The sequence below is a fragment of the Halomonas sp. KG2 genome (assembly GCA_030440445.1).
GTDB lineage: Bacteria > Pseudomonadota > Gammaproteobacteria > Pseudomonadales > Halomonadaceae > Vreelandella.
In genome coordinates this window covers 2921176-2933847 of sequence record CP098528.1, presented here as the reverse complement: position 1 = coordinate 2933847, position 12672 = coordinate 2921176, and the positions used below count along the sequence as shown (strand labels likewise).

11 protein-coding genes are annotated in these 12672 nt (G+C 53.6%); 9 read left to right on the top strand and 2 right to left on the bottom strand.

Going from position 1 to position 12672, the window contains the following annotated elements; genetic code table 11:
- Positions 1 to 60: 60 nt before the first annotated feature.
- From yrfG to rsd, 9 genes are all read left to right on the top strand, one after another.
- Complete coding sequence (gene yrfG / locus NDQ72_13660; protein ID WKD27105.1) at positions 61 to 738, top strand: GMP/IMP nucleotidase; 678 nt, start codon at positions 61 to 63, stop codon at positions 736 to 738.
- Positions 738 to 1127: a ribosome-associated heat shock protein Hsp15 gene (hslR, locus tag NDQ72_13655; GenBank protein WKD27104.1), complete on the top strand. Its 390-nt coding sequence runs from the start codon at positions 738 to 740 to the stop codon at positions 1125 to 1127. Before yrfG ends, hslR begins: the two co-directional genes overlap by 1 nt.
- Positions 1128 to 1185: 58 nt before the next feature.
- On the top strand, positions 1186 to 2061 hold the full coding sequence (hslO, locus tag NDQ72_13650; GenBank protein WKD27103.1) for an Hsp33 family molecular chaperone HslO: 876 nt from the start codon (positions 1186 to 1188) through the stop codon (positions 2059 to 2061).
- Positions 2062 to 2371: 310 nt separating this feature from the next.
- On the top strand, positions 2372 to 3928 hold the full coding sequence (locus tag NDQ72_13645) for a phosphoenolpyruvate carboxykinase (GenBank protein WKD27102.1): 1557 nt from the start codon (positions 2372 to 2374) through the stop codon (positions 3926 to 3928).
- A 142-nt stretch (positions 3929 to 4070) separates the two neighbouring features.
- A complete protein-coding gene (gene msrB, locus NDQ72_13640) occupies positions 4071 to 4568 on the top strand; it encodes a peptide-methionine (R)-S-oxide reductase MsrB (GenBank protein WKD27101.1) in 498 nt (165 codons plus the stop codon).
- A 66-nt stretch (positions 4569 to 4634) separates the two neighbouring features.
- Entirely contained in the window at positions 4635 to 7010 is a 2376-nt protein-coding gene (locus tag NDQ72_13635; GenBank protein ID WKD27100.1) for an RNA-binding transcriptional accessory protein, read from the top strand.
- Positions 7011 to 7152: 142 nt separating this feature from the next.
- Positions 7153 to 8793, top strand: a complete 1641-nt coding sequence (gene gshA / locus NDQ72_13630; protein WKD27099.1) for a glutamate--cysteine ligase — start codon at positions 7153 to 7155, stop codon at positions 8791 to 8793.
- On the top strand, positions 8790 to 9287 hold the full coding sequence (locus tag NDQ72_13625) for a disulfide bond formation protein B (protein ID WKD27098.1): 498 nt from the start codon (positions 8790 to 8792) through the stop codon (positions 9285 to 9287). The genes gshA and NDQ72_13625 overlap by 4 nt, the downstream gene beginning before the upstream one ends.
- A gap of 166 nt (positions 9288 to 9453) precedes the next feature.
- Positions 9454 to 9942: a sigma D regulator gene (gene rsd / locus NDQ72_13620; protein WKD27097.1), complete on the top strand. Its 489-nt coding sequence runs from the start codon at positions 9454 to 9456 to the stop codon at positions 9940 to 9942.
- A 474-nt stretch (positions 9943 to 10416) separates the two neighbouring features.
- Here rsd and NDQ72_13615 read toward each other — a convergent pair whose 3' ends face one another.
- Positions 10417 to 11604 carry an IS110 family transposase gene (locus tag NDQ72_13615; protein ID WKD27096.1) on the bottom strand — a complete coding sequence of 396 codons (1188 nt, stop codon included), beginning with the start codon at positions 11602 to 11604 and terminating at the stop codon, positions 10417 to 10419.
- 563 nt (positions 11605 to 12167) lie between these two features.
- Entirely contained in the window at positions 12168 to 12596 is a 429-nt protein-coding gene (locus tag NDQ72_13610) for a transposase (GenBank protein ID WKD27095.1), read from the bottom strand.
- Positions 12597 to 12672: the final 76 nt, after the last annotated feature.

Here is a 12672-nt window from a genome sequence, read left to right as displayed (position 1 = left end):
TGGCTGCAAAAAACGGGTTACGCTACAATAGTATGCTTACTCTTTCATACTGGAGCGGCAATGATTGATTGGCGCGAGATTGATACTGTCCTACTCGATATGGATGGCACGCTGCTGGATCTGCACTTCGATAGCCATTTCTGGCTAGAGCACCTGCCAAAACGCTATGTTGAGCTTCATCAGCTAGACGCAGCGAGCCAAGAAGCGCTGCGTGCGCGCATTATCGGTGAGCAGGGCACGTTGAACTGGTACAGCCTTGCGTACTGGAGCCGCGAACTTGGGGTGGATATCGTAGCGCTGAAACGCGAAGTACAGCACTTGATAGGCCTGCGTAGCGATGCGTTAGACTTTTTAACCTGGCTGAAGCAAGCCCACCCCCGTGTCATTCTAGCGACCAACGCAGACCGTGCCAGCCTCGCGCTAAAATTACCGCTGACAGGGTTGGAAAACTACCTCGACGCCATCATCTCATCAGAGGATGTAGGGGCTGCCAAAGAGGAGCAGGCTTTCTGGTTTGCGCTTCAAGAGCAAGAACCGTTTGATTCAGCGCGCACGCTGTTTATCGATGATAACGCACGCGTACTCGAAAGTGCCCGTGAGTTTGGTATCAAACACTTACTAGGTATTAAGCAGCCAGATAGCCAGCGGCCTGAAAAAGAACTGCAGGAGTTTATTGCCCTAGACCGGTTTGCCCAACTGCTGCCAGATAACCTGCCAGGGCAGCGAGGAGAGCGTTAATGAGCGACAGCGTTCGCTTGGATAAGTGGCTATGGGCCGCACGGTTTTTCAAAACCCGTGCCCTGGCTAAAAAAGCGATAGAAGGCGGTAAAGTCCACTATGACGGTGGCCGCGTAAAAACCAGCAAAAATGTCGAACTGGGGGCACTTATTCGTGTTCCCCAAGGGTGGGATATTTTTGAGGTGGAAGTGGTTTCGCTTTCCGACCAGCGTCGCGGCGCGCCAGAAGCGCGCAAGCTCTACGCTGAAACGGAGGAAAGTGTGCAACGCCGAGCCAAAGAAGCTGAAGCTCGTCGTCTCACCAATGAAGCCATGCAGCACCCACTCAAACGTCCTGATAAAAAACAGCGGCGTGACATCCAACGCTTCCAGCGCCAACAGGGCGATTAAACACGCGTTTATTCGTCATGGCGGTAAGCCTTCTCTCTACTTCTCCGACGGTTTCCTTATGTCTGATCAAATCCAACGTTTTATGTTTGACCAAACCAACGTGCGTGGTGAAATCGTCACGCTCAGCACTGCCTATCATGAGGTGCTTGACCGCCACGCTTACCCGCCAGCGGTTAATGAATTGCTGGGTGAGCTGTTGGCGGCGGTCGCTTTGCTAACCGACACGGTAAAACTAGACGGCACCTTAAGCATTGAAGTGCGAGGACGAGGCTCGCTTGCACTCTTAATGGCCGAGTCCAACCCCGGTGGTGAGCTGCGTGCGATCGCGCGAATCGCGGAAGACGCTGTGCTGCCCAGCGAATATGCCAGTTTCCGAGAGCTGGTGGGGGAAGGCCAAATTGTGATTACCCTAGATCCAAGGGAAGGGCATCGATATCAAGGTATTGTTGCGCTTGATCACGCTACCCTGGGGGGCTGCCTAGAAGCCTACTTTGGCCAATCAGAACAGTTGCCAACCCGCCTTTGGCTCGCGGCTGACGGCGAGCGTGCAGGTGGGCTGCTGCTTCAGCGCCTGCCCGATGCCTCACAAAATCAAGATGTTGATGCTTGGGAACGCAGCGTTCATCTTGCCGACACCATTAAGACTGAAGAGCTTCTGGGGCTGGAGCAGCGCGAAGTACTGTACCGGCTTTATCACGAAGAGACGGTTAGAGTGTTCGAGCCGAAAGCACTACGCTTTGGTTGCACCTGCTCGCGGGAGCGAATGAGCCATGCGTTATACACGCTTGGCGAACAGGAGCTGCGCGATATTTTGCGCGAAGAAGGCGCAATCGATACGCAATGCCACTTTTGCCACACGAAATATCACTACACAGCCGCAGAGATTGAAATTTTATTAGAAAATCCGGACGCGCCACCCCCGGTGATTCATTGATTGTGTAGTCGCAGATGATGGCATGGGTATTGAAGTCGTATGTGTGCCGCGCTAGTCATAGCAAAGCCTATAGGATGCCTGCCGAACGATTGTTTGAAAATATACTGCGCTGCAACACAAAATGTAGTGCCATTGTAGTAGTTTAACTACAAGATGTTTGATGAAAGCCCCCGTTTCCCGGGGGCTTTCTTTTTGCCATAATGCGCCGGACTTCAGCGCACTCAGCCCATGGTATTGGAAACAATAAGCGGCTGAGATGATTTCTCAAGGCGTCGTTGACGCCCGGTAAATTCGAGACCCAGGAATCGACATGACCACGACTCAAGCCGCTCCCCAAGCCCACGTTAATCTTAGCAGCGCCGAACTGATCGAGCGCGCCGTGGCCCGTGGTGAAGGCCGCCTGTCGGCTAACGGTGCGCTGGTGGTAAACACCGGTCTGCGCACAGGGCGTTCACCGAAAGATCGCTATATCGTCGACGAGCCCTCTACTCGCGATAGCATCGACTGGGGAAGCGTGAACCGCCCGTTTGATGCTGAAAAATTTTCAGCGCTGTGGGCACGTGTAGAAGACTATCTGGGTAGCGGTGAGCACTTCGTAGCCGAACTGCATGTAGGCAGTGATAACACACACTACTTACCCGTTCGTGTTACCACAGAAACGGCTTGGCAAAACCTGTTTGGCCGCACCATGTTTGTGCGCCCGCAGGCATACAACACAGCGGTTAAAGATGAGTGGACGATTCTGAACGCCGCGGGCTTTGAGTGTGACCCCAGCCGCGACGGCACCAACTCTGATGGCTGTGTCATTATTAACTTTGCCGAGCGCAAAGTGTTGATTGCTGGTATGCGCTATGCCGGTGAAATGAAGAAAGCAATGTTCTCGGTGCAGAACTACCTGTTGCCAGAAGCTGATGTTCTGCCGATGCACTGCTCTGCGAACGTTGGTGAAGACGGCGAAACCTGTTTGTTCTTCGGCCTTTCAGGTACGGGTAAAACTACGCTTTCCGCTGACCAAGCGCGCTACCTGATTGGCGATGATGAGCACGCGTGGGGCGACGGTATCGTCTTCAACATGGAAGGTGGCTGCTACGCTAAATGTATCGACCTTTCTGAGAAGAACGAGCCGGTTATCTGGAACGCGATTAAGTTTGGTACCGTGCTGGAGAACGTTGTTCTTGATGATCGTCGCGAGCCGGATTACGCCGACGACAGCCTGACTCAAAACTCTCGTGCCGCCTATCCGCTAGAGCACGTTGAAAAGCGTGTACCGGAGAACCTGGCTGGTGAGCCTAACGCTATCGTCTTCCTGACCTGCGATATGTCTGGCGTATTGCCGCCCGTATCGATTCTTTCCAAAGAAGCCGCCGCGTACCATTTCTTGTCAGGCTACACTGCGAAAGTGGGCTCTACCGAAATGGGTTCATCTGAAGGCTTGGCTGCTACATTCTCTACCTGCTTCGGTGCGCCATTCTTCCCGCGTCCTGCGCGTGAATACGCCGATCTGTTGATCAAGCGGGTAGACAAAAAAGATGCTCAGGTTTATCTCGTCAACACCGGTTGGACAGGTGGTGCCTACGGTGAAGGTGGCTCACGTTTCTCTATCCCGACTACTCGCGCCATCATCAGTGCTATTCAGTCCGGTGTGCTGCGTGATGTTGAAACCCAGCACATCGATGGCCTTAACCTTCAAGTACCTGTAGCGGTGCCGGGTGTAGACTCTAGCCTGCTCAATCCTCGCGAAACGTGGGCTGACCAAGATGCCTACGATCGTCATCTGCAAGACCTTGCCACCAAGTTCGTTGATAACTTCAAGAAGTTTGAAGGTGTTAACGAGGCAATTATCAAGGCAGGTCCGCAGTTAACCTGATATGTACGATAGGGTAAAGATTGTCAAACGTTTGAATAACTAATCGAACGTTTGGACAGTCAAGTAGTCAAAACGGGACGGTGCTAAGGCGCCGTCCCGTTTTTGTGTCTATGTCCTTGACGTGTTAAGGGGGAGTGCGCAAATGAAGCGTCGTCACTTTTTGGGTCTTGCTGGACTAACGGGATTGGCAGGTGTTCTTCCTGGCGTCTCGTTTGGCTTTCCGCGATTAGACCTTAAAGCAGCTCCTGGCCTTGAAAAGCTTGAATTAAGCGAAGACGAATGGCGTGAACGCCTGACTGATGAAGCCTTTTACGTGCTCCGCGAAGAGGGAACTGAGCGCGCCTTTTCAAGCCCCTTGGACGGAGAGGTTGGGGAAGGTGAGTACCGCTGTGCTGGGTGCGATCTTGTACTTTTTACCAGCGCAATGAAGTATGACTCTGGCACCGGTTGGCCCAGTTTTTTTGAGCATGTTGAGGGCCACTTGTTAAGCAAGTTGGATTTCAAACTAGTGTGGCCACGCACAGAATATCACTGTGCGCGCTGTGGTGGTCATCAAGGCCATGTCTTTGGTGATGGTCCAGAGCCTACCGGCTTGCGCTGGTGCAACAACGGTGTAGCACTGCGGTTTGTGCCCGCGTAGGGCGTTCATGCAGCGATTGTGGTACCTTGTCGGCACCTCGAATGCTGCATGAGTTAGTTGCACGTTATGGATGTCAAACAACGCATTATTTCACGCTTAGCCACTGAGCTAAACGTACGGCCTGAACAGGTCTCCGCAACGGTAGAGCTTCTGGATGGTGGCGCTACCGTGCCGTTTATTGCTCGTTATCGTAAAGAGGTAACGGGTGCCCTCGATGATATTCAGCTGCGCCAACTGGATGAGCGCCTGCGCTATTTGCGCGAGCTGGAAGAGCGCCGTGAAGCCGTACTAGCGGCTATCGATGAGCAAGGCAAGCTGGATGCCACGCTAAAAGCAACGATTCAGGCAGCTGAGACGAAGCAGCGCCTGGAAGACTTATACCTACCGTTTAAGAAAAAGCGCCGCACGAAAGCGCAAATTGCCCGTGAAGCGGGCTTAGAGCCTCTGGCTGATGCCCTGTTGGCCAATCCGCAGCTTAATCCCGAAAGCGAAGCAGCGCAGTACCTGCGCCCTGCAGAAGGCGATATTCCAGCCATTGAAGATGCCAAAGCCGCCCTTGATGGTGCTAAGCAAATTCTCATGGAACGCTTCGCCGAAGACCCTGAACTTATTGGCCGGTTGCGTGAACGGTTATGGCAAGAGGGCGAATTAAGTGCCCGTGTGCTAGATGGCAAGCAGCAGGAGGGCGCGAAGTTCTCTGACTACTTCGAGCATGACGAGAAACTGGCCAAGGTGCCATCTCACCGTGCGCTTGCTATGTTCCGTGGTCGCAACGAAGGCATTCTAAGTCTGGCGATTCGTCTGCCTGGCGAAGAGGACGCGCCAATTCATCCGGCCCAGGTCGCCATTGCCAAACAAGTGGGTATTAGCGATGAAGGTCGCCCCGCCGACAAATGGTTGAGCGAAGTAGTGCGCTGGACGTGGCGTGTAAAGCTCTACACCGCGCTTGAAACCGAGCTGTTAGGTCGCCTGCGCGAGCAGGCAGAGTTGACCGCTATCGAGGTATTTGCCGCCAACCTGAAAGACCTTTTGCTGGCAGCACCTGCAGGGCAAAAAGTGACTCTCGCGATTGACCCGGGGCTAAGAACCGGCTGCAAGGTTGCGGTGGTGGATGCGACCGGTCAATTTATCGACCAAGCGACGATTTACCCCCATGCGCCGCAGAATCGCTGGGACGAATCGCTCAATGTGCTCGCTAAGCTGGTTAAACTGCATGGCGTTCAACTCGTTGCCGTTGGCAATGGCACCGCCAGTCGTGAAACCGACAAGCTGGCAGGTGATCTGCTGAAGGCGTTAGCACCCGAACATCGTTTAAGTAAAGTCATGGTGTCTGAGGCCGGTGCGTCGGTTTACTCTGCATCGGAATACGCTTCCCGCGAGCTGCCGGATCTTGATGTCACTGTGCGCGGCGCCGTCTCTATTGCTCGCCGTCTGCAAGACCCGCTTGCAGAACTGGTGAAAATCGAGCCGAAATCTATCGGTGTTGGACAGTATCAGCACGATGTCTCCCAGGTGCAGCTGTCACGTAGTCTAGAAGTCGTGATAGAAGACTGCGTTAACGCTGTCGGTGTGGATCTCAATACGGCATCTAGCGCATTGCTTTCACGTGTTGCTGGGCTAAGTGCTGCCATTGCTGAAAATATTGTTGCCCAACGCAACGTTCAAGGGGCGTTCAAAAGCCGTAAAGAGCTGTTGGAAGTTAGCCGCCTTGGGCCAAAGACGTTTGAGCAGTGTGCTGGTTTTTTACGCATCAGCAACGCCGAAAATCCGCTGGATGCCAGTGCTGTTCACCCAGAGGCTTATACGCTGGTAGAGCGTATTGCCAAGCAAAATAGTCGAGATATAAAAGGCCTGATTGGTGATAGTGCAACGCTAAAAGCACTAAAACCCGCCGACTTCGCTGACGAGCGTTTTGGTGTTCCTACCGTCAGCGATATTCTCAAAGAGCTGGATAAGCCAGGACGCGACCCGCGCCCTGAGTTTAAGGCGGCTGAATTCCGTGAAGGCGTCGAAACACTCAAAGACCTGAAGCTGGGCATGGTGCTGGAAGGTACCGTCACCAACGTGACCCACTTCGGTGCCTTTGTAGATATTGGCGTTCATCAAGACGGGCTCGTGCATATTTCAGCGCTCTCTGACCGCTTTATCGATGACCCCCGCAGTGTAGTCAAAGCAGGCGATATCGTTACCGTTAAGGTGATGAGCGTGGATATCCCCCGCAAGCGGGTAGGGCTTTCAATGCGTTTGGATGATGAGCCAGAACAGGCGCAAGCAGCTGCAAATTCCACTAACGACGAGCCCCGTAAGCCTGCGCGTAGTCAGCGGTCGGCCAGTTCTGGACAGAATGGTCGTGGTCAACGCCAGGGAGGAAAGTCCAGCGAAGCAGCGGTACCAATGGGCGCGCTCGGCGCAGCACTGCTTAAAGCAAAGCAGGGCAAATAGTCGCGCGTCTTGAATATTTAATGGTTGCCGCCATATCCTGCTGTCTATTCTCGGTAAAAAAACGTGATAAACCGCATGGCGATGCCAGCTGATTTCAACAAGGCCTGCTTTAAGCAGGCCTTCCTAACAAGGAGTGTTCACCTTGTCTGAACCTCTCACTGTGCCATCCACACTGACCGCCCAGGTTGAGCGTTTGCTCCCTAGCGCGCGTTTAGGGCGTCTAGGTCGCCTGCGTCGCGGGGTGGAAAAAGAGGGCCTGCGCGTTGACGCCAACGGCCATATTGCTCAAACGCCGCACCCCTACGCGCTGGGTTCAAAGCTAACCCACCCACATATCACCACTGACTACTCCGAAGCGCTATTGGAGTACATCACACCGGTGTGTTCAGAGCCAAAAGAGGCGTTGGCATTTTTATCAGACCTGCACACGTTTACCTATCACTACTTGGAAAATGAGTGGATTTGGCCAGGCAGCATGCCGTCTCGGCTTTCCGGTAACGATAGCGTACCGATTGCTGACTATGGCAGCTCCAATGTGGGCACCATGAAGCATGTCTATCGTAAAGGGTTGGATGTGCGCTACGGGCGTATTATGCAGGCTATCGCCGGGGTGCATTACAACGTATCGCTACCCGATGATATGTGGCATGCCCTGCGTGAGCTTGAAAAAGCCACCAATATTCCTTTTAACGATTATCGCTCTACGCGTTATTTCGGCATGATTCGGCATTTTCGTCGTCATAGCTGGCTGCTGCTCTACCTATTTGGCGCATCACCCGCCATCGACAAAAGCTTCCTGCCAACTGGTACAGTGCCTGAAAAACTGCAGTCGCTGAGCGACGACACCTATTACGCCCCCTATGCGACCACGCTACGTATGTCGGATTTGGGCTATCAGAATAAAGTGCAGTCGCAGCTTAAAATCTGCTTTAACTCGTTGTCCAACTACGTCAACACGCTACGGCACGCTATTTCCACTCCGTGGCCAGACTACGAAAAGCTGGGCGTGAAGAACGGCGACGAGTGGCAGCAGTTAAACGCCAATATTTTGCAGATTGAAAACGAATACTACAGCGATATTCGCCCTAAACGAGTCGCCAAGCACAACGAAACGCCCAGTCAAGCCCTGGAAGCGCGTGGGGTGGAGTACATCGAAGTACGCTGTTTGGATCTTAATCCATTCGACCCGCTAGGTGTCACCGAGGCTCAGATGCGTTTTGTTGATACCTTCTTAATGTGGTGTCTACTAAGCGATAGCCCGTGGATTTCAGACGAAGAGTGCGACCGCTTAGACGACAATCGCCGTTTCGTCGTTGAGCGTGGGCGTGACCCAGCGCTGAAGCTGATCCATAACGGCAAAACGACGACTGTGAAGGAGTGGGGCGAGCAGATTTTTGCGGAAATGGCCGAAGTGGCACGCCTATTGGATGCTGTAGAAGAGAGTACTCCTCATGCGTCGGCACTCGCTGAGCTAGCGCCGCGGCTGAAAGATCCTTCTCTAACCCCCTCAGCGCAACTACTGGAGCGCCTGGAAGCTGGTAATGGCTCGCTCAGCGATACGCTGTTGCAATTGGCTCAAGAGCAAGCCGACAAGCTTAAGTCCACGCCCATGCTACGTTCTCGTGAAGCACTGCTTGCTCAGTTGATCGAGACCTCGCACCAACAACAGCACGATATTGAAGAAGCCGATCAAGAGAGCTTTAGTGGGTTCCTAAGCACTTACTTTGCCAAAGCGCGTGAGTCCAGAGCGCTGTCTGCTATTTCACCAGAGGATGGTCAATGACATCATTAGCAGTTCGCCCTATCGCGTTAGCGGGCTTCGCCTTTTGTGTTCTGATGATGGCGGTAGCCTTGGGGCTTGAGCATATTATGGGGTTGGAACCCTGCCCGTTGTGTATTTTTCAGCGGGTCGCGGTGATTGCCGCAGGGCTGGTGCTAGGTATCGCTGCACTTCATAACCCAAGTGGCAAAGTAGGCAAAGCTATCTACGGTTTGCTGAGCTTAGCCGCAGTAGGTACGGGTGCTTTTGTTGCCGGAAGGCATGTATGGCTTCAAGGCTTGCCCGCTGACGAAGTGCCAACCTGTGGCCCAGGCCTTGAGTACATGATGGATATCTTGCCGATGCAAGAAGTGGTTGCCATGGTGCTTACCGGCTCTGGTGAGTGTGCTGACATCGATTTCATGTTCTTAGGCCTGTCGCTGCCTGCATGGACCTTGATCGGCTTTTTATTGCTCGCGATTGCGCCTCTGCGTATTCTGTGGTCTTTAAAAACATAGTCTGTAAAAACATGGTCTGTAAAAAAGAGTTAAATAAGTGGTATGGTTTACGTTAATTGATTGGCCTCATTTAATTAAGTAAACCGTACCCGCTAGGATTGACAGGTGTCCACGGACGCGCGAGTCTAGCTCAGTTGAAGACGGCTATCTGTAAGGAGAAAGCCCCATGCTCGAAGATTGCAAAAATGCCCTGGAGCGCTGGGGGGGCGTGCACAGTTTGATTGATCGCTGGCTTGATCAGCGCCGCTCGCTGTTAGTCAGCTTCATTGAGCTGAAAGAAGCTTGTGACGCCGAATTAGAGGCGATTAGCAAAGCGCGCATTGACACCTTTAGTGAGTTGTTGATGGACTACATCAGCGCTGGGCACTTCGAGATTTACCCCCAGCTTGCTGAGGAAGCGAAGGCATTCGACGATGAGAGTGCATTACAAATCGCGGCAAAGCTTCTTGAGCGCTTAGAATTGTCAACGGCCATGGTGCTGGAATTCGATGAAGACTTCGCCTCACCGGTACGCTGTCAGCAGAATCTAGTGCGTTTACCCGCCTGGATTGACCGCTTAGCGAAAGGGTTGGCAGAGCGCTTCGCCCTTGAAGACCAGCTAATCGCCCGCCTGCACGCCGCCCACAGCCCACAGCAGATGAAGTCACCAGCTTAATTTTTCCCATTATCCATAGCATGGTGTGTTGTAGGAGGGAGCTTCAGCTCGCGATGGTGTTTAGGTGAATAGCCTGGATATTGTAGGGGGAGCTTTAGCTTTGGTTCGACATTTCGACGATGATCCAAGCTAATGCGCCTGGCTATATTAAGGGCGGCTGCGCCGCCATCGCCGAGATGTCGGACCACCGATAAATCGGCCTCCTGGTATGGATTGACCTGTCAAGGGCACGGTTATCTTTCGTTCATTCGGTTGTCCTCAATGCCTAGGGGTCAGGAAGCGAAGGGCTATCTGCGACGGTGGATCTCTCTGGTATTCGTGGGTTGGTTACCGACCTGTCATCACTTCGTCGCGGAGCTACCCTGCTCTACAAGCGAGGGTCACCCAGCCCCAGAGGGCGGGGCCTCATAGGAGGGCCAGGGGTTCTCCCACCGGCCCGACGCTCCCTGACACCTAGACACTGGAACGTGATAGTCATGCGGTTGCCCGGCTTCCGTGCGGTTTGCCCATAGCCTCACAGGCAATCGCCCACATAAACCCCGTCAATTCGCGCGCGACGGCGGTGATAACCTGCTGCTTCATCTTGCCCGTGGCCGCCAATCGACGGTAACGTCCGCAGAGTCGTTTCTGTGCTTCCCAGGCGATTGCCTGCACCGTCGGCGTGGTCTGCTCGGCTCGCTTCTCAATAATGCGCGTCTTGCGCGCGGGGAAGCGATAGCTCCAGGCGGCCTCCACCAACACACGACGCACATGACCATTACCCGTTTTAGTGATGCCTCCCTGTCGGCGACTACCGCCACTGGAGTGCTCGCTGGGCACTAGTCCCAGGTAGGCCATCAGTTGCCGCGGTGAGTCGAACCGGCTGATATCACCCAGCTCGGCCAGCACTGTCATGGCGGTAATCAGGCTGATCCCACGCATCGCCATTAGCGACCGAACCACCGAGGCCAGTGACCACTCCATTAACGCCGCTTCCATTTGCTTCTCTAACCCTGCAACGCGTCGTTGAGCCTCTCTCACGGCCTCAATGTACTCCTGTAGCACGATCTGCTGAATCCGATTATCGAAGCGGACGGTCTCGAGCCAGCGAAAATGAACCGGTATCCACTTACTTTTGCCAGTGTAGACCTTGCCGTGGCGTAGCAAGAATGCGCTCAGACGTTGACGTGCTTTAAGCTCAATGGCCTTCATATCCTCACGGGCACGTGTCAGATCACGAATGGCTTCCTGCTCGGGCGTGGGCACCCAGACCGGCGTGAGTTCGCCAGCACGTGAGAGACGGGCCAGCATGACGGCGTCTCGTCGGTCGGTCTTGACGCGATCTCCCGCACGACGAGGAATCAGTGATGGGGCAACCACTTCGCCATCATGGCCGCTGGCCTGAATCTGGTGATAGAGGCCGTAACCACAAGGGCCAGCCTCATAACTGAACAACAGAGGCTGCCCGTTGAACCGCTGGCTGAGCTGGCGAATCATCTTGTCAATGGCCTTGGATTCGTTAGGAATCTCGCCACGAAACTCGGGCTCGAGCCGCCCCGCCTCGGCGATAGAGACGGCAATGGTGGCCTTGTGCACATCCAGGCCGATATAAGCGGCATGGACGTTGCCAGCGCCGCTACGGCGTTCACCAAAGGACGGTTGATTTACGCTAGACTGTTTCATGACCTGCCTCCCTTAATAGTGGCTCTGCGTTGTTGCCTCAACCTCAACATAACCCACGAAGTTGAGGAGGGGCAGGTCAATCCATCATGTCTACAGTAGAACAGTGGCACGGTGTCTTGTAGAAGGGAGCTTCAGCTCGCGATGGTGTTCGGACTTTGTTGCTGCTAACTAAGGGCGGTGGCTACTCCGCCTCGCTGAGGTGCCGGACCACCGATAAACCGGCCTCCTACAGTGGCACGGTGTCTTGTAGGAGGGAGCTTCAGCTCGCGATGGTGTTCGGACTTTGTTGCTGCTAACTAAGGGCGGTGGCTACTCCGCCTCGCTGAGGTGCCGGACCACCGATAAATCGGCTTCCTACAGTGGCACGGTATCTTGTAGGAGGGAGCTTCAGCTCGCGATGGTGTTTAGGTAAATAGCCTGGATATTGTAGGGGGAGCTTTAGCTTTGGTTCGACACTTCGACGATGATCCAAGCTAATGCGCCTGGCTATATTAAGGGCGGCTGCGCCGCCATCGCCCGATAAATCGGCCTCCTACAAGAGCAGTGGTGATGTAATATATTGATTACAGCCAAGCAGCATCCCAATAGCTGTACTGAATGATATCATTCACCAAGTTTGCTCTTAACGGATTTGCTACGATGTATCTGGCTACTCCTTTTAATGACTCCTCTTGTCTAATCATTCGGTCGTGAAATCCGTCTTGCCATATGCGCTGACCGATATCTAATGAAACATATGTTTTGTAACGGCGAACGGCTTCCGATAGATTTCCATTTAACTGCAAGAGCCAATGAATATGATCTGGCATCACGACAAATGATAAGGTTGTCGCTATCTCCAAGACACGCGGATGGTAAAAATGCCTTGAGGCACTGCATGCGTGCTCAAATACTGTAAATGTAGGCTGCCGCCGCTGTGTAGTGATTGTAATTAGATAGCATGCACCTGTAATGGAGTGCCTACCTTGTCGAAGCTGATGACCTTTGTGCATGCTAGGCTCCTTGTATACTGGTTCCTATTCCGACAGCTATTTTTGTAACATAGAACATCGGCGAGGTGTTTTGTAG

What these genes read in the sequence shown, in the direction of transcription:
- yrfG (WKD27105.1), top strand. Translation starts at nt 61, where the DNA reads ATGATTGATTGGCGCGAGATTGATACTGTCCTACTCGATATGGATGGC.
- hslR (WKD27104.1), top strand. Translation starts at nt 738, where the DNA reads ATGAGCGACAGCGTTCGCTTGGATAAGTGGCTATGGGCCGCACGGTTT.
- hslO (WKD27103.1), top strand. Translation starts at nt 1,186, where the DNA reads ATGTCTGATCAAATCCAACGTTTTATGTTTGACCAAACCAACGTGCGT.
- NDQ72_13645 (WKD27102.1), top strand. Translation starts at nt 2,372, where the DNA reads ATGACCACGACTCAAGCCGCTCCCCAAGCCCACGTTAATCTTAGCAGC.
- msrB (WKD27101.1), top strand. Translation starts at nt 4,071, where the DNA reads ATGAAGCGTCGTCACTTTTTGGGTCTTGCTGGACTAACGGGATTGGCA.
- NDQ72_13635 (WKD27100.1), top strand. Translation starts at nt 4,635, where the DNA reads ATGGATGTCAAACAACGCATTATTTCACGCTTAGCCACTGAGCTAAAC.
- NDQ72_13625 (WKD27098.1), top strand. Translation starts at nt 8,790, where the DNA reads ATGACATCATTAGCAGTTCGCCCTATCGCGTTAGCGGGCTTCGCCTTT.
- rsd (WKD27097.1), top strand. Translation starts at nt 9,454, where the DNA reads ATGCTCGAAGATTGCAAAAATGCCCTGGAGCGCTGGGGGGGCGTGCAC.
- NDQ72_13615 (WKD27096.1), bottom strand. Translation starts at nt 11,604, where the DNA reads ATGAAACAGTCTAGCGTAAATCAACCGTCCTTTGGTGAACGCCGTAGC.
- NDQ72_13610 (WKD27095.1), bottom strand. Translation starts at nt 12,596, where the DNA reads ATGCACAAAGGTCATCAGCTTCGACAAGGTAGGCACTCCATTACAGGT.